This is a genomic window from Croceicoccus mobilis (assembly GCF_001661965.1).
In the GTDB taxonomy this organism is placed as follows: domain Bacteria; phylum Pseudomonadota; class Alphaproteobacteria; order Sphingomonadales; family Sphingomonadaceae; genus Croceicoccus; species Croceicoccus mobilis.
The window spans coordinates 216,375-234,636 of the sequence record NZ_LYWZ01000027.1; the positions used below are offsets into that span (position 1 = coordinate 216,375).

The window sequence follows — 18,262 nt, forward strand, 5'->3', positions numbered from 1 at the left end:
GCGCCGCCGCAGATCATCGCGGCACCGGGTCAATTTGTCCGCTGGACGGACACGCACGCGCAGCATAGGCTTCATGCCAGTGGGTCACGACAGTCGGTGCGGGTGCGAATGGCTGGCGATGAAGCGATCATGACAACGCCCCTGAAGGGCAGGATCATCGCCGTTCGCGGCGCGGTGGTGGACGTGCGCTTCAAAGACGGTGCCCTTCCGGCCATTGACGATGCAATCGTGCTTGCCGATGGCAGCGACCATCCCGTCATTGCCGAGGTTCAGGCCCATCGCGATTTAGACACGGTGCGCTGCATCGCGCTCCAGCCGACCAGCGGGCTGCGACGGGGCGAAAGCGCGCTGGCCCCCGGCGGGCCGATCACCGTGCCGGTGGGCGATGCGGTGCTCGGCCGCCTGCTCGACGTGACAGGCAATACGGGCGATACCGGCCCCGCCCTTCCCGCAGACGTGCCGCGCCGGGCGATCCACCACGATCCGCCCAGCCTTGCCCGGCAGGCAGGGCATGGGGAGATGTTCCACACCGGCATCAAGGTCATCGACCTCCTCACCCCTTTGGCCCATGGCAGCAAGGCCGCGATGTTCGGCGGCGCGGGCGTTGGCAAGACCGTGCTGGTGATGGAACTGATCCACGCCATGGTGCACCGCTATAAAGGGATCTCGGTCTTTGCAGGCGTGGGCGAACGCACCCGCGAAGGGCACGAGATGTTGGGCGAAATGCGCGGTTCTGGCGTGCTCGACAACACGGTGCTGGTCTATGGCCAGATGAACGAGCCGCCCGGCGCGCGCTGGCGCGTGCCGATGAGCGCGCTTTCCATCGCCGAACATTTCCGTGACGAGCAGCAGCGCAACGTGCTTCTGATGATGGATAATCTCTTCCGCTTCGTGCAGGCAGGAGCAGAAGTTTCGGGGCTCTTGGGCCGCCTCCCCTCCCGCGTCGGCCATCAGCCCACGCTGGCCAGCGAAGTCGCCTCGATTCAGGAGCGGATCGCTTCGGTTGGCGATGCGGCGATCACCGCGATCCAGGCGGTCTATGTGCCAGCCGACGACTTCACCGACCCCGCCGTCACGACCATTGCCGCCCATGTCGATTCGATGGTCGTGCTCTCGCGCTCCATGGCGGCAGAGGGGCTTTATCCCGCCATCGACCCGATCGCCTCCTCCTCCGTGCTGCTCGATCCCGCCTTCGTCAGCGCCGACCATATCCGCACCGCCATCGACGTCAGGAAAGCCATCGAGCATTACCGCGAATTGCAGGACGTGATCTCCCTCCTCGGCATGGAGGAACTGGGCCGGGACGACCGCGGAATCGTGGGCCGCGCGCGCAAATTGCAGCGTTTCCTTACCCAGCCTTTCGCCGTGACCGAGGGTTTTACCGGCATGAAAGGCCGCTTCGTCGATCTGGAGGACACGCTGAAAGGCTGCCGCGCCATTCTGGATGGCGACTGCGACGACATGGAGGAAGCCGATTTCTTCATGATCGGCACGCTGGAGGAGGCGCGCGAGAAGGCCGCTTCGAAGGAGGCCGCATGACCGGCAGCTTCCAGATTGAGATCGTGACGCCGGGACGGATCGCATTGGCGCGGGGCGACATCATCGCCGTCCGCGCCCGCGATGCCAGCGGCAGTTTCGGTATCCGCCCGGGCCATGCGGATCTGATGACGGTGCTCCCCGCCTCGGTCGTAAGCTGGCGCGCAGTCGATGGCGAGACCGGGTTTTGCGCCGTGCGCGGCGGCGTGCTCACCATGTCGGGCGGGAAGCGCCTCGCCATCGCCTGCCGCGAGGCATTGCCGGGACAGCGGATCGAGGATCTGGAGAGCGAAATCGTCGCGCATCAGGCGGGCGCCGAAGATTCCGACCGCGCCGCCCGTACCGCACAGATGCGCCTCCACGCGCAGGCAGTGCGCCAGATCGTGCATTTCCTCTCGCCCGCTCGCGGCCCCGGTGGCCACGGCTTGTCCGATTCCTTCGCTGCGGAGGATGCATCGTGAACGGCAAACGCGATCGCCTTGCCCATGCCGCAAGGGAGGAGGCGCGCCTGCGCGAACAGGGCCTGGCCGAACCCGAACCATCGCTGGGATCGCGGCTGGGGCAGATCGGGGTGCTGGGCTGGGTCATCGTCGCGCCCATGCTGCTGGCGCTGGCGGCGGGGCGCTGGCTCGACGGGCGCGCAGGCACGGGGATCACCTTGACGGCGGCGCTCTTGATGGCAGGAACGGGGCTGGGCCTGTGGTCGGGCTGGAAATGGATGCACCGGGGTTTATGAGCGCTGAGACTGTCGAATATCTCTGGCAATTGCCGTTGTCTCTGGCGGGGGGCTTGCTGATCGGCCTCGCCTTCTTCGCCTCGCTGCGGCGGGTGACGGCGGATTACCTTGGCGGGAATGTCGTGCGCGGGGCGGCGCTGCAATTGCTGCGGCTGGGTCTGTTGATCGGGGTCTTGTTCGTGCTGATGCGTATCGGGATACCGGTGCTGCTGGCCTTTGTCGCGGGGCTGGTGATAGCGCGGCAGATCATCCTGCGCCGGGAAAGGGCGCGCCAGCCGTGACCAATTCGCCCCTCGTCGCCCGGACCTTGTTCCATATCGGCCCCGCGCCGATCAGCGAAACGGTGGTGACGACATGGGCGATCATGGCGCTGATGGTCGCTGGATCGCTTTTGGTGACGCGGCGATTGCAGCTACGCCCCGGCAAGCTGCAGGCGGCGCTGGAACTGATCGTTTCGGCCATAGACAGCCAGCTGCGCGACGTGATGCAGCGCGATCCCGCACCCTATCGCGCGCTGATCGGCACGATCCTGCTCTTTATCCTGATCGCGAACTGGACGTCGCTGGTGCCGGGCGCCGAGCCGCCGACGGCGCATCTCGAAACCGATGCCGCATTGGCGCTGATCGTGCTGGCGGCGACGATCTGGTTCGGCATCCGCGCCAATGGCGTCGCGGGCTATCTGAAAACTTTCGCGCAGCCAACGTGGATCATGATCCCGGTCAATGTTCTCGAACAGATAACGCGTAGCTTCTCCCTCATCGTCCGGCTGTTCGGCAATATCATGAGCGGGGTTTTCGTGATCGGCATCGTCCTGACCCTTGCGGGCCTCTTGGTGCCGATCCCTTTGATGGCGCTCGACCTGCTGACGGGGGCCGTGCAGGCCTATATCTTCGCGACGCTTGCCAGCGTCTTCATCGCGGCCGCCGTGTCGGAAGGCGGTTCACGAACCGAACCGCCCAGGGAGCAAGCCAACCCATGCCCATAGAGCAGATCAGCATCATCGCCGCCGCGCTGGCGGTCTCTTTCGGCGCGCTGGGCCCCGCGCTGGCCGAGGGGAAGTCCGTCGCTGCCGCCATGGACGCGATCGCGCGCCAGCCCGATGCGGCGGGCACGTTGTCGCGCACTTTGTTCGTGGGCCTTGCGATGATCGAGACGACCGCGATCTATTGCCTCGTCGTCGCGCTGCTGGTGCTCTTCGCCAATCCCTTCGTGCAATAAAGGGCGCGCGGGGGGTGCAGATCGACTGGTGGACACTGGGACTGCAGCTGGTGAACCTGCTGGTCCTGTTGTGGCTGCTGTCGCGCTTCCTGTTCCGCCCGATTGCCGCGATGATCGCCAGCCGCCAGCAGCAGGCCGATGAGCTGCTGGGCGATGCCGCCGCGAAAAAGCAGGAAGCAACAGATGCGCTGAAACGGGCCGAGGATGAGCGCCGCGCCGCGGCCGCCGAACACGCCGCCATTGCAGGCAAGGCGCAAGCGGAAGCCGAGGCGCAGAAAGCCGAGATCCTTGCCAGCGCGAAGGCAGAGACCGATGCGCGCAGGGCCGAGGCAGAGACCGCGATGCAGCGCGCCAGTGAGGAGGAAGCGCAGCGTCTGCACCATGCCGCGAACCTGCTGGCGGGCGACATCGCGGCAAAGCTGCTGCGCGAACCGGCCGGCAAACTCCCGCCGACTGCCTTCCTGACCCGGATGACCATCGCCATCGCCGCGCTCGAAGAGGAGGAAAAAGCCGCGCTTGCCGCACCGGCTCGCCCTGCCGTTCTCACCAGTGCCCATACATTGAGCGAAGCCGAGCTGGCCAGGGTTCGCGCCGCGATCGACAAGGCGGCGGGGCGCAGCGTCGCCTTTAGCATCGCAGTCGATAAGGCGCTGATTGCGGGCCTGCGGCTGGATGCCGGGCGCGTGGTCGTGGATGCCAGCCTGCGCGCCGATCTGGAGCGGGTCGCGGCAGAACTGGACCGCGATGACGGCTGAAGCGCCCCTCCCCACCGGATCCGACGGCTGGCTGGAAAACGCGCGCCGCCGGGTAGAGGCCACCCCTGCCGGAGCCAGCACCGCCAGCTATGGCGAGGTCGTGCAACTGGCCGATGGAATCGTGCGCATCGCGGGCCTTCCCGAAGTCCGCCTCGATGCGCTGGTACGGTTCGAAAGCGGGCAACTCGGCCTTGCCCTCGCGCTGGAGGAGGACGCGCTGAACGCGGTGCTGCTGGACGAACCGCAGGGGCTGGAGGCAGGCACCCGCGTCACCGGCACCGGTGCGGTCGTGCGCGTGCCTGTCGGCCCCGCCCTCATGGGCCGCATCGTTGATCCGCTTGGCCGCCCGCTTGACGACAAGGGCGACATCGCAGCCGCCGAACACTGGCCGATCGAGCGCGCATCCCCCGCGATCATCGAGCGCGACCTCGTTTCCCGGCCGGTCGAAACCGGCGTGCTGGCGATGGATGCGCTGTTCGCGCTGGGCCGCGGACAGCGCGAACTGATCGTCGGGGACCGATCAACGGGCAAGACCTCGCTCGCCATTGATGCGATCTGCAACCAGTCCAAAAGCGACATCACCTGCGTCTATGTCGCTGTCGGCCAGCGCGCATCCGCTGTCGAACGCGCGATCGAGGCGGTGCGCAAACATGGTGCGGTCGAACGCTGCATCTTCGTCGTCGCATCTGCCGCCGCGCCCGCCGGGCTGCAATGGATCGCGCCATTCGCCGGCTTTTCCATCGCGGAATATTTCAGGGACAGCGGCGGCCATGCGCTGATCGTCATCGACGACATGACGAAACACGCCGCGACCCACCGCGAACTTTCCCTGTTGATGCGCGAACCGCCGGGGCGAGAGGCCTATCCCGGCGACATTTTCTATCTCCACGCCCGCATGCTGGAACGCGCGGGGCAATTATCCGCCGAACGTGGCGGCGGGTCGCTGACCGCGCTGCCCATTGCAGAGACCGATGCGGGGAACCTGTCGGCCTATATCCCGACCAATCTGATCTCGATCACCGACGGACAGATCGTGCTGGATGCGAAGCTCTTTGCCGCGAACCAGCGCCCTGCCGTCGATGTCGGCCTTTCGGTCAGCCGCGTCGGCGGCAAGGCGCAGAGGCCCGCCCTGCGGCAGGTGGCAGGGCGCATCCGGCTCGATTACGCGCAATTCCTTGAGCTGGAGATGTTCACGCGCTTTGGCGGCATTTCGGAAAAACGCTTCCGCCCGGTGCTGAATCGCGGGCAGCGCATCCGCGCGGTGCTGAGGCAGGACCGGTTCGCCGCCATAGGCACGGCGGGGCAGGTCGCTCTGCTTGCCGCGCTGAACGAAGGGGCGCTGGATGCGCTGCCGGTTGAAGCCATTCCGGCTCTGAAAGCGGCATGCGACAAAGCCGTACGCGCGCAATTGCCCGAAATCTGCAAAGCCATCGACGCGGGCGAAAAGCTGGACGATGCGCAAAGCACAAAGCTGGTGGCGGCGATTCAGACATTGGCAGCGGGATCGGGCGATGGCTGAACGCCTGGCGACCCTTGAACGCAGTATCGCCAGCGTGCGGCAGCTGTCATCGGTGGTGACCGCCATGCGCGGCATTGCCGCCGCCCGCACCGTAGAAGCGCAGGGCCGTTTACAGGGCATCGCCGATTACGCGGCCACCATCGGGCAGGCGATCAGCCGGGTGCTTGCCCTGCCCGGCGAAACCGCACCAGCAGGCGAGAGCGGCGGCCTCCGGCTGGTGATCGCCATATGCGCCGAACAGGGTTTCGTCGGCAACTTCAACCATCGCGTGCTCGAACGCGCCGATGTTGCCGCCCAGGATGGGGACCTGCTGTTTCTCCTCGGCAGCCGGGGCTTTGTTCCGGCAGAGGAAATGGGGCAGGACATCGCGTGGTCGGCCCCCATGGCAGGTCATGCCGATCAGCTGGATACGCTTGCCAATCGGCTGACCGATGCGCTTTTCGCCCGCGTCGCACGGGGCGGGATCTCCGAAATCGCTCTTGTTCATGCGGTCCAGCAAGAGGAAAGCGGCATCGCCATCGTCGAACGCACATTGGTCCCATTCGATTTTTCCCGCTTCCCTCTGCATCATGGCGAAACGGCGCCGTTGACGCAGATCCCGCCGATGGAACTGCTGCGGCAATTATCGGAAGAATATGTCTTTGCCGAAATCTGCGAGGCGCTCACCCTCTCCTTCGCGGCAGAGAACGCCGAGCGCATGCGGGCGATGATCGCGGCCCGCAGCCACGTCGATGCGCGGCTGGAGGAACTGGCCGCCGCCGAGCGCATCATGCGCCAGTCCGAAATCACCGAAGAGGTCATCGAACTTGCCGCGGGGCAATTGGGCTGACGGTCCGGTGGCCTGACGGTTCGGCCAAGGGGCGACGCGCCTTCCGCTGCGATTTCCTTGCCGGTTCATTCGCAAGGGGGTGAAGTCAGTTCACAATAAAGCCCGGCCTGACCGAACGCGGCGCGATCAGCGACAGGCGAAAGCCTTCGAAGGGATATTCCATCTCTATCATGCCGTCGAAAGCCGAAGAGAACCCCGCGTGGATCGTGCGCTGGCCAAAGCCGTGCTTGGTCGGCTCGCTTACTTCGGGGCCGCCGCTTTCCACCCAGTCGAAATGGAACTGCGGGCGATATTCGCAATCCATCATGTCCCTGCAGCGTTCGATGCGGTTAATTCGGGACGGGGCACCGGCTGATCCGACTTGCATTTCGCGCAACTTCGCTTGCACGCTTTACCGTGAAGTTTCGGAACCTTGTACCGGATAGTCCATTGGACAGGCATCACACCCCCCAACCTATCGACCCCGCCGATACCCGTCTCCGGGGCCGCAACCTCTCCCTTAAAGGTTTTGCGGAAATGAAATCCCAATCTCGTTTTCTTTCGCGGTCCTGGCTTGCCATAGCCACGGGCCTTGTCCTTGCGCTTATCGGGCTCGTGCTGCTTGTCGGCGGTGTCTGGCTCGCTTCGCTGGGCGGTTCGCCCTATTATCTGATTACCGGGGCGGCCATGGTCGTATCGGGCGGTTTGCTCATGATGGGCAAGCGAAGCGGGGGCTGGCTGTATATCGCCATTTTCGCGCTTACAGTGCTCTGGGCTTTCTGGGAATCGGGCATTGATGTCTGGGCGCTCGTGCCGCGCATTGTCGCGCCGGCCGTGCTGCTGATCCCGGTGCTCTATTCGATGGCGGCGTTGAAAAAGTCGGACCATCGCTGGCGCGGGGCCACATTGACCAGCGGCGTTGCCGTGGCCGCGCTGGCCATAATGTTCACCGTCGTCGCCAATCTCGACCGCCCGCCGCTTTATCGCGACCTGCCGGGTGAGCGCATGGCGATGACCGACCCCTCGCTCCACACCGCGGGGCAGGACTGGCCGCAATATGGCGGGTCATTCGCAGGGCAGCGCTATTCCCCGCTGACGCAGATCACCCCCACCAATGTCTCGTCGCTGGAGCGCGCATGGACCGTCCACACGGGCGACATGCCGTCTGACGCAGCCAAGGGCACCTATGGGGCGGAGAACACTCCGCTGAAGATCGGCGATACGCTTTACGTCTGCACGCCCAAGGATATCGTGCTGGCCTATGACCCAGCGACGGGCGAGGAGAAGTGGCGTTTCGACCCGCAGGTGCCGGATAACGCCATCCCCTATACCGCGGCCTGCCGCGGCGTCAGCTATTACGACGGAAGCGCGGGCGGTACGCAGACCGCATCGCAGACGACCGTGCCCAAGGGCATGACGGACGCGAATTTCAAGCTCGCCGACTATCCCGCCACGCCCAAGGAAGCGGCGGAGCTGATGGCTGCCCCCAGCCGCAGCAGCAATCCCGATTGTACGCGCCGCATCGTGTTCGGGACGCTCGATGCGCGCATGTTCGAGATCGATGCCGACACCGGCAAGCGTTGCGGCGATTTCGGCGATAACGGCGAGATCGATACCAAGGACGGCATGGGCGAAACCCCGGCTGGCTGGGTCTCGATCAACTCGCCGCCCGCCATCATCGACGGCGTGATCGTCACCGGCCATCAGGTCACCGACGGTCAGGATCGCTGGGCCCCGTCGGGCGTGATCCGCGGCTATGACGTCAAGACGGGCGAACTTGTCTGGGCGTGGGACATGATGCACCCGGAATGGACGAAGGCTCCGCCCGAGGGACAGACGTGGTCGCGCGGCACGCCCAATATGTGGACCATGGCCTCTGGCGATGAGAAGCTGGGCCTTGTCTATCTTCCGATGGGCAATTCATCCGCCGATTATTACTCCGGCCTGCGCACCCCGGTGGAGAATGAATACGCCACCTCCATCGTCGCGCTGGACGTAAAGACGGGCAAACCAGCATGGCATTTCCAGGCCGTCAGGAACGACGTCTGGGACTATGACTTCGGCAGCCAGGCTTCGCTGATCGATTTCCCGACGAAAAACGGCATGGTGCCCGCTCTCGTGGTGCCGTCCAAACAGGGCGACATCTACATCCTCGACCGCCGCACGGGCGAGCCGCTGACGCCTGTCGGCACGATCAAGGTGCCCGCTATCGGTGTCGAGCCGGGCGAACGCGCCACCACGCAGAAAGTGTCTTTGTGGCACACGCTGCGTAAGGCCGACCTGACCGAAAAGGACATGTGGGGCATGTCCCCCATCGACCAGATGGTCTGCCGCATCCAGTATCGCCAGGCATCGTACAAGGGCTTCTTCACGCCCCCCACCGACAAGCAGCGTTCCATCGAATATCCCGGTTATAATGGCGGGTCCGACTGGGGCAGCGTGGCGATCGATCCTGAGCGCGGCGTGATCATCGCCAATTACAACGACATGCCCAATTACGTGAAGCTGGTGCCCCGTAAGGTTGCCGACGCGCTGGGCTGGGAACCGCGTGACCAGTCGGGCGGCAAGATCGGCGGCAGCGGCGGCGAAGGCGCGGGCGATCCGCAGGCCAACACGCCCTATGCCGTGGACGTGAATGCCGGCTGGCGCCTGCCCTTTACCGGCATGCTGTGCAAGGAGCCCCCCTATGGCGGCATCCGCGCCATCGACATCGCCACGGGCAAGACCATCTGGGACCGCCCGATCGGCACCGCGCGCAAGAACGGTCCGTTCGGCATCGCCAGCCACTTGCCCTTTACCATCGGCACGCCCAACAACGGCGGCGCGGTGATCACGAAGAGCGGGCTGATCTTCATCGCGGCGGCAACGGACGATCTGATCCGCGCCATCGACATGAAGACCGGCAAGACCGTGTGGACCGACACCCTGCCGGGCGGCGGTCAGGCAACGCCGATGATCTATGAAGAGAACGGCAAGGAATATCTCGTCATCTATGCCGGTGGGCACCATTTCATGGAAACGCCCGTCAGCGACGAGGTGGTGGCCTACGCGCTTCCCAGCTGATCGCAGGCTGTAATGGCCGAATGAAAGGCCGCCCCCTCCACCATGGAAGGGGCGGCCTATTCATGTGGACCGGGCGGGCAGCAGATTGGCAGAAATTTCCTCAAGGCTGCGGCCGCGCGTTTCGATCATGACGAAGCGCACCCAGACAAGCTGCACCGCCATCATCGCGGCGAAGAACACGAAGATCCCGACCGGTGAGACATTGGCCAGCACGGCGGGCATCACCAGCGTCAGCACCGCGGCAAACACCCAATGCGTGCCCGCGCCCAGCGATTGCCCCTTTGCCCGCGCGGAAGACGGAAAAGTCTCGCTGATATAGACCCAGATCACCGCGCCCGATCCGATCGCATGCGCCGCGATAAAGGCGAAGATGAAGGGCATCACCAGCGCAAGGCTATCGCTGGCAAAGCCATAGGCGGTCATGCCCAGCGAGACGAGATAGCCCGCGCAGCCGACATACATCAGGAATTTACGACCGCGCCGATCGATCAGCATCAGCCCCGCCAGCGTGAAAACCATGTTCACCGCCCCGATCCCGACCGATGCCAATAGCGCGGTCGACCCGCCCGCGCCCGACAGTTCAAAGATGCGCGGCGCGTAATAGATGATCGCATTGATGCCCGACAGCTGGTTGAACGCCGCAATGGCAAAGGCCATCAGCGCCGGACGGCGATAATGGCGCGTGAAGAACTGGCCCCACGAAATCGACTTCGCCTCGCGCTCGGCCTCCGCCTCGATATCCTCGACCACCTGCTTCACATTGCCGGGCGATATGCGCGACAAAATCGTCAGCGCCTCGTCCCGGCGCTGACCATGGATCAAGAGCCAGCGCGGGCTTTCGGGAATGAAGAAGGTGGCGATGAGATAGGCGATTGCAGGCAGCGCCTCTGCCCCCAGCATCCAGCGCCATGCTTCATTGCCGATACCACCCAATGCGAAATTGGAGGCAAAGGCGATAAGGATGCCCAGCACGATCATCGTCTGGAACAATGCGACCAGTCCGCCGCGCCGGTCACGCGGCGCGATCTCCGCCAGATAGGCAGGAGCCGCGACCGAACTGGCGCCCACGCCCAGCCCGCCGATCAGGCGAAAGAGCATGAACGAAACAGGGTCCCATGCCAGCGCCGACCCGATGGCCGACAGCGCGTAAAGCACGCCGATCCAGATCAGCGTCGGTTTCCGCCCGAACCGATCCGAAGGCCAGCCGCCCGTCAGCGCGCCGATCACCGTGCCCCAAAGCGCTGCGGAGATCGCCAGCCCGTGCACCGCGTCCGACATCGCCCATTCGCGCTGCACCGCCTGTTCGGCGCCCGAGATGACGGCGGTGTCGAACCCGAACAGGAAGCCCGCCAATGCGGCCGTGATCGCCCAGCTGCTTCCTGCCCGCATTGCCATGCTCCCTTATTCCGCCTTCGAAGACAGCAGGCGAAAACCCCATGCGGGAAGTTCCACCGTGTCTCCAGCCGCGATCGTCACGGCCTCGCCTGTCCGGAACTCGGTATAGCTGCCGGCGGCGTGCCTGTCTGCCAGCGTGGCGCTGACAGGCCGGGCCGAAAGGTTGAATAGGCCGACGATCTTGTTGTCGTCCTCCTCGCGCACCCATGCGAACAGCTGCTTTGGCTTGTCGCTTACCACCTGGCTCATGCGCGCACCCCATTGGCCGTTGGACAGCGCGGGGTTCGCCTTGCGGAAATCGATAAGGTCGGTGAAGAGCTGCGTCAGTTCGCAATCCTCGCCCTGCGACCAGTCGATCGCGTCCTTTTCGAAGAATTCCAGACGTTTGGCATTGCACGCTTCTTGCCCGTCATAGATCATCGGCATGCCCTCTCCGGTAAAGGACAGGGCGATGAAGGCGGGGAGCGCATCACCGAAATTCTCGTATTGCGTGCCTTCCCATGCATTGCTGTCATGATTGGCGATATAGGTCAGGCGCATCGCCTCACGAGGCCAATTGCTTTCATTCTCGGCGTAATAGGTAAACAGGGCGGTGGCGTCGGCCTCGCCGTGGGCGATCCTCTTCACCGCTTCGTGCCAATCCCATGCATAGACAGCGTCGAATGCGCGGCGCGTGAGTTCGGGCGTCTTCCACTCGGCCAGCATGAATACCGGCTTGATCGCCTCCAGACGCTTGCGCTCGGTTTCCCAGAAATCGATGGGGACATAGCCCGCGACATCGGCGCGATAGCCATCGATGTCGAATTCGCGGACCCAGTATTCCATGGCCTTGCCGACATGCTCGCGCACGCCGGGCTGCGACCAGTCGAGGTCGATCACGTCGGACCAGTCCCACCACGGGGTCGGGCGGAAGTCGCCTTTCCAGTCCTTTTCGTACCAGTCGGGGTGGTCGGTCGCCATCTGGTTGTCCCACGCGGTGTGATTGGCGACGAGGTCGAGGATCACGTGGAAGCCCTGCGCGTGGGCTGTATCGACGAAGTGCTTCAGATCCTCCTTCGTCCCGAATTCGGGGTTCACCGCGTAATAGTCCTGCACCGAATAGGGGCTGCCCAATGTGCCCTTGCGGTTCTTCTCCCCAATGGGATGGATCGGCATGAGCCAAAGGATATCGACCCCCAGCTCCTTCAGCCGCGGCAATTCCTTTTCGGCGGCGCGGAAGGTGCCTTCCGCCGTGAACTGGCGGGTGTTGATCTGGTAGAGGACCGCGTCTTTCGACCAGTCGGGATGCTGGATCTCGCTATATTGCTGCGGCGCCCAAGGATCGGCCTGAACCTCGGCCTTTGCCCCGCTACAGGCGGAAAGAGCCATGGCAGAACCGGCGAGCATGAGTGCGGGAAGGAATTTCATGGCAATCACCCTTGTGGAATGGCAGCGGAAACGCGCGTCATGGCGAGCGCAGCGACGATCCAGGCAGCGGCGGCGAACAGCATGGTCCACACCGGCTCACCCGGGAACAGCCACAGCATGATTTGCCCCATCACGGTGGCGACCAGCAGCTGCGGCACGACGACGAAAATGTTGAACAGGCCCATATAGATGCCAAGCTTTGCCTGCGGCAGGTTGGAGGCGAGGATGGCATAGGGCATGGCGAGGATGCTGGCCCATGCGATACCGATGCCGATCTCGCAAAGGATCAGCGCGGTCGCATCGCGCAGGATGAAGAAGCCAAGGAAACCCAGCGCGCCCAGCACGAGGCAGATCGAATGGGTGCGCACCTGCCCGAAACGGCGGCTCATCACCGGCAGCAGGGCCAGCGCGGCAATCGCCGCCACGCCGTTATAAACGGTGAAGAGCACGTTCACCCAGTTCGCTCCTTCGTTATAGGCGGCGCTGGCAGTGTCGGTCGAACCGAATACATATTGGGTGACGACCGGCGTGGTGTTGATCCACATGATGAACAATGCCGACCAGCTGAAGAACTGCACCAGCGCAAGCCGCTTCATGACAGTCGGCATGCCGGAGAAATCGCCGACGATGCTGGAGAGCATGTTAGGCGGACGGCCAGCACGCGCCATGCGGATCGCCACCATGTCGAGCACGCCATAGATCGCAAGCAGCGCCCCCAGCAGCAGCATCTCCTTTTCAAGATCCATCAGCAGCACCAGCACCGCGACCGCAAGGCCTGCCGCGATCCACCCGACCCCGCCGGTGAGGCTCTTGGCGGAGAGGCGCTGCATGATCTCGGCATCGTCCGGCGCGTCTTCAGCGCCGCCGAATTGCGCCTGCTGCTCAGGGCTGTATTCGCGCGTCGTCACCACGGTCCACAGCACCGCGACCAGCAGCGCGGCGGCCCCGAACCAGAAGCTGAAGCGCACGGTATCGGGCAGCGCGCCCTCCCCCGCGACATTGGACACGCCCAGATGTTCGAGGAGCCACGGAAAGATCGAGCCGACCACCGCGCCCGCGCCGATGAAGGCGGTCTGCACTGCATAGCCGGCCGAATGCTGGTCGGTGCGCAGCATGTCGCCGACAAAGGCGCGGAACGGTTCCATCGAGACATTGAGGCTGGCGTCCAGCACCCAGAGCATGGCAGCGGCAAACACCAGCGGCGCGGCGATCGTGGGCGCCAGCGGCATCAGGAACAGCGCCAGCGCGGCCATCACCGCTCCGGTCAGGAAATAGGGGCGGCGGCGGCCAAGGCGGGTCCATGTCCGGTCGGACATGTGGCCGATGATGGGCTGCACGATCAGGCCGGTCAGCGGCGCTGCCACCCACAGGGCAGGCAGATCGTCCATGCTGGCGCCCAGGGTCTGGAATACGCGGCTCATGTTCGCGTTCTGCAAGGCAAAACCGATCTGGATGCCGAAGAATCCGAAGCTGATGTTCCACAGGCCCCAGAAGCCCTGCCGCGGTTTCTCGCTCGCAAGCATATGATGCAGTCCGTCCTTTCCCATGGGCCTTATGGGTCTTTGCCCTCATGGCCGATGCCCATCGCTGGCACGGAAAGCTGCGCTGCAACAGTGTGAATACGAATACGCTGCGCCCGCTAAACGGGGCTTGCGCGATCACCCAGAGACCGTGCTTCCCCTGACGATTAGCCGCGTCGGCAGGCGATTATCGGGCATGGCGCGCCCTTCTATCTGGGCCATCAGCGTGTCGACCAGCCGCGCGCCCGCGCCTGCCACGTCCTGCTGCACCGTGGTCAGCGGCGGGCTGGTCAGGCTGGCGGCCGGGATATTGTCGAAACCGACCACGGCGACATCGGATGGCACCTTGATGCCCGCACCCGCCAACGCGCGCATCGCGCCAATGGCGATCAGGTCGCTGGCGGCGAAAATCGCATCGAACGGGCGTTTCGAAGCGATCAGCTGGCTCGCCGCGCGATAGCCTGCATCCTCGTTGGTCAGCGCATCGAACTGGAGCGCCGGATCAGGCTTGATCCCGGCGTCGCGGATCGCATCGCACATCCCTTCGTAGCGGTGCGCGAATTCGGGGTAATGGCTGTCGGCATGGCCGAGAAAGGCAATTCTTTCACGCCCGATCGACACCAGATGCTCCCCCGCCAAACGGCCCGCGCCCAGATTGTCGGACCCGATCGTCGCCCCGCTGGTGTCGGACCGGACCGACCCCCAGCGCGCAAAGCTCGATCCCTGGCTCTTCAACTGGGCGAGCCGGGTCTGATAGATTTCCCAGTCGCCATATCCCAGCAGGATCAGCCCGTCGGCACGGTTCGCATCCTGATAGCGCAGGTGCCAGTCATCCTCCATCCGCTGGAAAGAGATGAGAAGATCGAGACCCCGGTTCGCACAGGCCCGCGTGATCGAACCCAGCATGGCAAGGAAGAACGGATTGATGTTGCTGTCATCGCTCGTCTGGTCCTCGAAGAACAGCAGCGCGATGGTGTTCGACCGCTGCGAGCGCAGCGACGACGCGTTCTTGTCGACGGTATAGTTGAGGTCGCGGGCGATCTTTTCAATCTTGGCGCGCGTGGCGGCGCTGACCGAACGGTCGCCGCGCAGGGCACGGCTTACGGTGGGCTGCGAAACGCCCGCCGCATAGGCAATATCGAAACTGGTGGGCCTGCCCGTTGGCCTGCGCCCCATCCCTCGTCCTCCCAATCGCAAACGGCTTGCACCCGTTGCAATCGCAACAATAGCCGATTGGTACGCGCCCCGAAAGCAGGATAAAACTATATTTGTTTCAGTATCTTACATGAATTCGCATAAGCAGCGTATACGTATGCCATCTTCCGGCACGGCCAAAACAGCGCGTATCAGGGAAATCGTGAAGGGCCGGATAACCGACCCCTTGCCACGAGATTTGCCGGACCGCGTCGCCACGACAGAGCGACACCGGCCAATGGGGACTGAGGATGACCATTCGAAACACTTTGCGCCATGGCGCAAGCGCTACCGCTTTCACCATCGCCCTTGCCATGCTGGCCCCCGGCCATGCGCTGGCACAGGAAGCCAGCGTCCAGCCCGGCGAGCAGTCGGTCGACGAAACCGATGGTGCAGATCAGGCCGAAGGCAGCGATGTCATAATCGTTTCGGGCTATCGCCAGGCGCTCGAAACCTCGATCAACATGAAGAAGGAAAGCCCGGTCATCGCCGAGGCTTTCAGCTCCGAAGACATCGGCAAGCTCCCTGACGTGTCGATCGCCGAAACGCTTGGCCGCCTCCCCGGTCTTGCCGTGCAGCGCATCAATGGCCGCGCACAGTCGCTTTCGGTTCGCGGCCTTGGTCCCGATTATTCGACCTCGCTCCTCAACGGCCGCGAACTCGTTTCCTCGGGCGACAACCGCGCCGTGGAATATGACCAGTATCCCGCAGAGCTGATCGACAGCGGTGTCGTCTACAAGACCCCCTATGCGGGCCTCATCGGTCAGGGCCTTGCCGGCACCGTCGACCTCCACACCATCCGCCCGCTGGCCAAGGGCGAGCAGATCCTGTCGGTCGCTGGCCGTTTGGAATTCAACGAGGACGGCTCGCTGAACCCCGACCTCAAGGGCTGGGGCTATCGCGCCACCGGCACCTATGTCGACCAGTTCGCCGATGACACGCTGGGCGTGGCGCTGGGCGTCGCCCTGCAGTCGAGCCCGAGCCAGGTGAAGCGCTTCAGCGCATGGGGTTACCCCGAAGACAATGGCCAGCTGGTGCTGGGCGGCATGAAGCCCTATTCGAAGTCGGTCGACCTCGACCGCCTTGGCACCTTCGGCACGATCGAGTGGGAGCCCACGACCGAGATCAACACCAGCGTCGACGTGTTCTATGCCGATTACCGCGAACGCATCCCGATGCGCGGCATCGAATTCCCGCTCTATCCGGGCTGGGGCGCAACCACGGACATGACCAATGTCGGCGAAGGGGCCTTCCCGGATACCGTCACCTACGAAAACGTGCAGCCGGTCGTGCGCAACGACTATGACCGCAAGGACACCACCACCTTCGCCGGCGGCTGGAACACGAAGTACGAGAATGACGATGTCATCCTCAACCTCGACCTTTCATACTCGATGGCGAAGCGCCGCCTGAAGCAGATCGAGAGCTATTCGGGCTTCGGCTATGGCGCGAGCGACATGGATCCCTCCGATGTCGTGACCTATGTCCGCAACGGGAACGGCTTCCCGTTCTCCTTCACCAACACCGCCGATTATTCGGACACTAACACCATCGTGCTGACCGATCCGCGCGGCTGGGGCGGCGGGCGCAATATCGTGCAGGGCGGCTTCATCAACGACACCTTCACCAAGGACGAACTCTATGCCGGCCGCGCCGAGGTCATCGGCAAGGTCGATCATTCGCTGGTCAAGCAGCTGGTCGCAGGCATCGCCTATTCCGACCGTACGAAGCGCCGCAATATCACGCAGAACTTCCTGTCGTTTGCAGGCGGCACCTCGATCGACCCGAACGACGACGGCGCGATCACGGAAATGCCGATCCCGTCGGACGCTCTGCTAAAGCCCATCGACAGCCTCGGTTTCCTCGGCTTCGGTCCGCAGGTCGCGTATAACCCCTTCGCGCTGATCAATGACGGCACCTACCTCCTCACCAATGTCGAAAGCTCGGACCTGCCCTTCCCCGGCGACTGGGAAGTGAATGAAAAGGTCTGGACCGGCTATATGCGGGCCGACCTCGACACGATGATCGGCGACATGCCGATGACGGGCAATATCGGCGCGCAGCTGGTGTTTACCGACCAGAGCTCGGACGGCTTCAATTCGCCGGGCGGCGTGGATGCGGTGAAGACGCCGGTGAGCGAGAGCGAGAAATACGCCCATTTCCTGCCCAGCATGTCGCTGAACTTCGAACTGGCGCCCAACATGAAGGCCCGTTTCGGCGCGGCCCGCACGCTGGCCCGCCCGCGCATGGACCAGCTGAACGCCTCGTCCAACGCCTCGATCTCGACGCAGCCGCAGGGCGCTCTGAACTCGATCTTCTCGGCCAGCGGCGGCAATCCGCAGCTGCGCCCCTATGTCGCGGATAGCGTCGATCTCTCGTTCGAACACTACTTCGCGGGCGGCGAGGGCTACATCGCGCTTGCAGGCTATTACAAATGGCTGAAAGACTTCGTGAACCCCAATGCGGTGAGCGTGATCCGCGATTTCTCCTACCTGCTCCCCACGCTGACGGATGAGCAGCTGGCGATTGCCAATGCTACCACGACCCTGGGCTTCGTGAGCGGGCCGGACAACACCGCCGACGGTTCGATCCGCGGCATCGAGCTGTCTGCCGCCGTGCCCTTCAGCATGATCACCCCTGCGCTCGAAGGCTTCGGCTTCCAGACCAGCGTCGCCTATACCGACAGCACCTTGAACGTGTATGACACGATCTCCGACACCTCGTTCAAATCGGACGTGCCGGGCCTGTCGAAGTGGGTCGTCAACTCGACCGCCTTCTTTGAAAAGTCGGGATTTGAAGCACGCGTCTCGCACCGCTTCCGGTCGAGCTTCCTTGCCGAGTTCATCGGCATCTCGGCCAGCCGCCAGTTCCGCCAGACCTTCTCGGAATCGATCTTCGACGCGCAGATCGGATATCGCTTCGAAAACGGCGGTCCGCTCGATGGCCTGTCGCTGACGCTGCAGGCGCTGAACCTGACGAACGAGCCGTTCGTGAGCTATCAGAACGGCGATAAGAAGCAGGTCATCGATTACGAGGAATATGGCCGCACTTACCTGGTCGGCGCTTCCTATCGCTTCTAAGGGCGCAGCCCTTTCCCGGCCGGGATCTCCC

Annotated in this window: 16 protein-coding genes; 11 read left to right on the forward strand and 5 right to left on the reverse strand. The window is 64.0% G+C overall.

Annotation, left to right across the window (positions count from 1 at the left end):
• The first annotated feature begins 129 nt into the window (after window positions 1–129).
• Genes atpD through A9D13_RS17445 form a run of 9 tightly spaced genes read left to right on the forward strand, consistent with a single transcriptional unit; the run spans window position 130 to window position 6,593 of the window.
• Window positions 130–1,539 (forward strand): F0F1 ATP synthase subunit beta, encoded by a 1,410-nt coding sequence (gene atpD / locus A9D13_RS17405; RefSeq protein ID WP_156522147.1) that lies wholly within the window; start codon window positions 130–132, stop codon window positions 1,537–1,539.
• On the forward strand, window positions 1,536–1,997 hold the full coding sequence (locus A9D13_RS17410; protein WP_066776601.1) for a F0F1 ATP synthase subunit epsilon: 462 nt from the start codon (window positions 1,536–1,538) through the stop codon (window positions 1,995–1,997). Before atpD ends, A9D13_RS17410 begins: the two co-directional genes overlap by 4 nt.
• Entirely contained in the window at window positions 1,994–2,272 is a 279-nt protein-coding gene (locus A9D13_RS17415) for an AtpZ/AtpI family protein (RefSeq protein WP_066776604.1), read from the forward strand. The genes A9D13_RS17410 and A9D13_RS17415 overlap by 4 nt, the downstream gene beginning before the upstream one ends.
• Entirely contained in the window at window positions 2,269–2,553 is a 285-nt protein-coding gene (locus A9D13_RS17420; protein WP_066776606.1) for an N-ATPase subunit AtpR, read from the forward strand. The genes A9D13_RS17415 and A9D13_RS17420 overlap by 4 nt, the downstream gene beginning before the upstream one ends.
• On the forward strand, window positions 2,550–3,257 hold the full coding sequence (locus tag A9D13_RS17425; protein WP_066776609.1) for a F0F1 ATP synthase subunit A: 708 nt from the start codon (window positions 2,550–2,552) through the stop codon (window positions 3,255–3,257). Before A9D13_RS17420 ends, A9D13_RS17425 begins: the two co-directional genes overlap by 4 nt.
• Window positions 3,248–3,490, forward strand: coding sequence for a F0F1 ATP synthase subunit C (locus A9D13_RS17430; RefSeq protein ID WP_066776612.1), 243 nt, complete (start codon window positions 3,248–3,250; stop codon window positions 3,488–3,490). The genes A9D13_RS17425 and A9D13_RS17430 overlap by 10 nt, the downstream gene beginning before the upstream one ends.
• Before the next feature lie 14 nt (window positions 3,491–3,504).
• Window positions 3,505–4,245 carry a F0F1 ATP synthase subunit delta gene (locus A9D13_RS17435; protein ID WP_066776615.1) on the forward strand — a complete coding sequence of 247 codons (741 nt, stop codon included), beginning with the start codon at window positions 3,505–3,507 and terminating at the stop codon, window positions 4,243–4,245.
• Window positions 4,184–5,764: a F0F1 ATP synthase subunit alpha gene (locus tag A9D13_RS17440; RefSeq protein WP_229665299.1), complete on the forward strand. Its 1,581-nt coding sequence runs from the start codon at window positions 4,184–4,186 to the stop codon at window positions 5,762–5,764. The genes A9D13_RS17435 and A9D13_RS17440 overlap by 62 nt, the downstream gene beginning before the upstream one ends.
• The gene (locus A9D13_RS17445) at window positions 5,757–6,593 is read left to right on the forward strand and encodes a F0F1 ATP synthase subunit gamma (protein ID WP_066776620.1); all 837 of its coding nucleotides are present in this window, start codon (window positions 5,757–5,759) and stop codon (window positions 6,591–6,593) included. The genes A9D13_RS17440 and A9D13_RS17445 overlap by 8 nt, the downstream gene beginning before the upstream one ends.
• 85 nt (window positions 6,594–6,678) lie before the next feature.
• On the opposite strand, the gene A9D13_RS17450 is transcribed toward A9D13_RS17445, so the two are convergent.
• Complete coding sequence (locus tag A9D13_RS17450; protein WP_172808216.1) at window positions 6,679–6,960, reverse strand: hypothetical protein; 282 nt, start codon at window positions 6,958–6,960, stop codon at window positions 6,679–6,681.
• A gap of 149 nt (window positions 6,961–7,109) precedes the next feature.
• Between A9D13_RS17450 and A9D13_RS17455 the strand changes: the two genes are divergently transcribed.
• Window positions 7,110–9,635, forward strand: coding sequence for a membrane-bound PQQ-dependent dehydrogenase, glucose/quinate/shikimate family (locus tag A9D13_RS17455; RefSeq protein ID WP_066776625.1), 2,526 nt, complete (start codon window positions 7,110–7,112; stop codon window positions 9,633–9,635).
• 60 nt (window positions 9,636–9,695) lie between these two features.
• Here the strand turns inward: A9D13_RS17455 and A9D13_RS17460 are convergent, their stop codons facing one another.
• The 4 genes from A9D13_RS17460 to A9D13_RS17475 all read right to left on the reverse strand — a co-directional run bounded on the left by A9D13_RS17460 (window position 9,696) and on the right by A9D13_RS17475 (window position 15,133).
• Window positions 9,696–11,024: a sugar porter family MFS transporter gene (locus tag A9D13_RS17460; RefSeq protein WP_156522148.1), complete on the reverse strand. Its 1,329-nt coding sequence runs from the start codon at window positions 11,022–11,024 to the stop codon at window positions 9,696–9,698.
• A gap of 12 nt (window positions 11,025–11,036) precedes the next feature.
• Window positions 11,037–12,437 carry an alpha-amylase family glycosyl hydrolase gene (locus A9D13_RS17465; protein WP_229665297.1) on the reverse strand — a complete coding sequence of 467 codons (1,401 nt, stop codon included), beginning with the start codon at window positions 12,435–12,437 and terminating at the stop codon, window positions 11,037–11,039.
• A 5-nt stretch (window positions 12,438–12,442) separates the two neighbouring features.
• Window positions 12,443–13,984, reverse strand: a complete 1,542-nt coding sequence (locus tag A9D13_RS17470; protein WP_229665295.1) for an MFS transporter — start codon at window positions 13,982–13,984, stop codon at window positions 12,443–12,445.
• Between the two features lie 111 nt (window positions 13,985–14,095).
• A complete protein-coding gene (locus tag A9D13_RS17475; RefSeq protein ID WP_066776630.1) occupies window positions 14,096–15,133 on the reverse strand; it encodes a LacI family DNA-binding transcriptional regulator in 1,038 nt (345 codons plus the stop codon).
• A 269-nt stretch (window positions 15,134–15,402) separates the two neighbouring features.
• On the opposite strand from A9D13_RS17475, the gene A9D13_RS17480 reads away from it, so the two are divergent.
• Entirely contained in the window at window positions 15,403–18,231 is a 2,829-nt protein-coding gene (locus tag A9D13_RS17480) for a TonB-dependent receptor (RefSeq protein ID WP_082922529.1), read from the forward strand.
• Window positions 18,232–18,262 lie beyond the last annotated feature (31 nt).

Excerpts from the sequence above, each read along its gene's own strand:
- atpD (WP_156522147.1), top strand. The coding sequence starts at position 130 with ATGACAACGCCCCTGAAGGGCAGGATCATCGCCGTTCGCGGCGCGGTG.
- A9D13_RS17470 (WP_229665295.1), bottom strand. The coding sequence starts at position 13,984 with ATGGGAAAGGACGGACTGCATCATATGCTTGCGAGCGAGAAACCGCGG.
- A9D13_RS17420 (WP_066776606.1), top strand. The coding sequence starts at position 2,269 with ATGAGCGCTGAGACTGTCGAATATCTCTGGCAATTGCCGTTGTCTCTG.
- A9D13_RS17460 (WP_156522148.1), bottom strand. The coding sequence starts at position 11,024 with ATGCGGGCAGGAAGCAGCTGGGCGATCACGGCCGCATTGGCGGGCTTC.
- A9D13_RS17465 (WP_229665297.1), bottom strand. The coding sequence starts at position 12,437 with ATGAAATTCCTTCCCGCACTCATGCTCGCCGGTTCTGCCATGGCTCTT.
- A9D13_RS17455 (WP_066776625.1), top strand. The coding sequence starts at position 7,110 with ATGAAATCCCAATCTCGTTTTCTTTCGCGGTCCTGGCTTGCCATAGCC.
- A9D13_RS17430 (WP_066776612.1), top strand. The coding sequence starts at position 3,248 with ATGCCCATAGAGCAGATCAGCATCATCGCCGCCGCGCTGGCGGTCTCT.
- A9D13_RS17440 (WP_229665299.1), top strand. The coding sequence starts at position 4,184 with ATGCCAGCCTGCGCGCCGATCTGGAGCGGGTCGCGGCAGAACTGGACC.
- A9D13_RS17480 (WP_082922529.1), top strand. The coding sequence starts at position 15,403 with ATGACCATTCGAAACACTTTGCGCCATGGCGCAAGCGCTACCGCTTTC.
- A9D13_RS17450 (WP_172808216.1), bottom strand. The coding sequence starts at position 6,960 with ATGCAAGTCGGATCAGCCGGTGCCCCGTCCCGAATTAACCGCATCGAA.
- A9D13_RS17475 (WP_066776630.1), bottom strand. The coding sequence starts at position 15,133 with ATGGGGCGCAGGCCAACGGGCAGGCCCACCAGTTTCGATATTGCCTAT.
- A9D13_RS17410 (WP_066776601.1), top strand. The coding sequence starts at position 1,536 with ATGACCGGCAGCTTCCAGATTGAGATCGTGACGCCGGGACGGATCGCA.
- A9D13_RS17445 (WP_066776620.1), top strand. The coding sequence starts at position 5,757 with ATGGCTGAACGCCTGGCGACCCTTGAACGCAGTATCGCCAGCGTGCGG.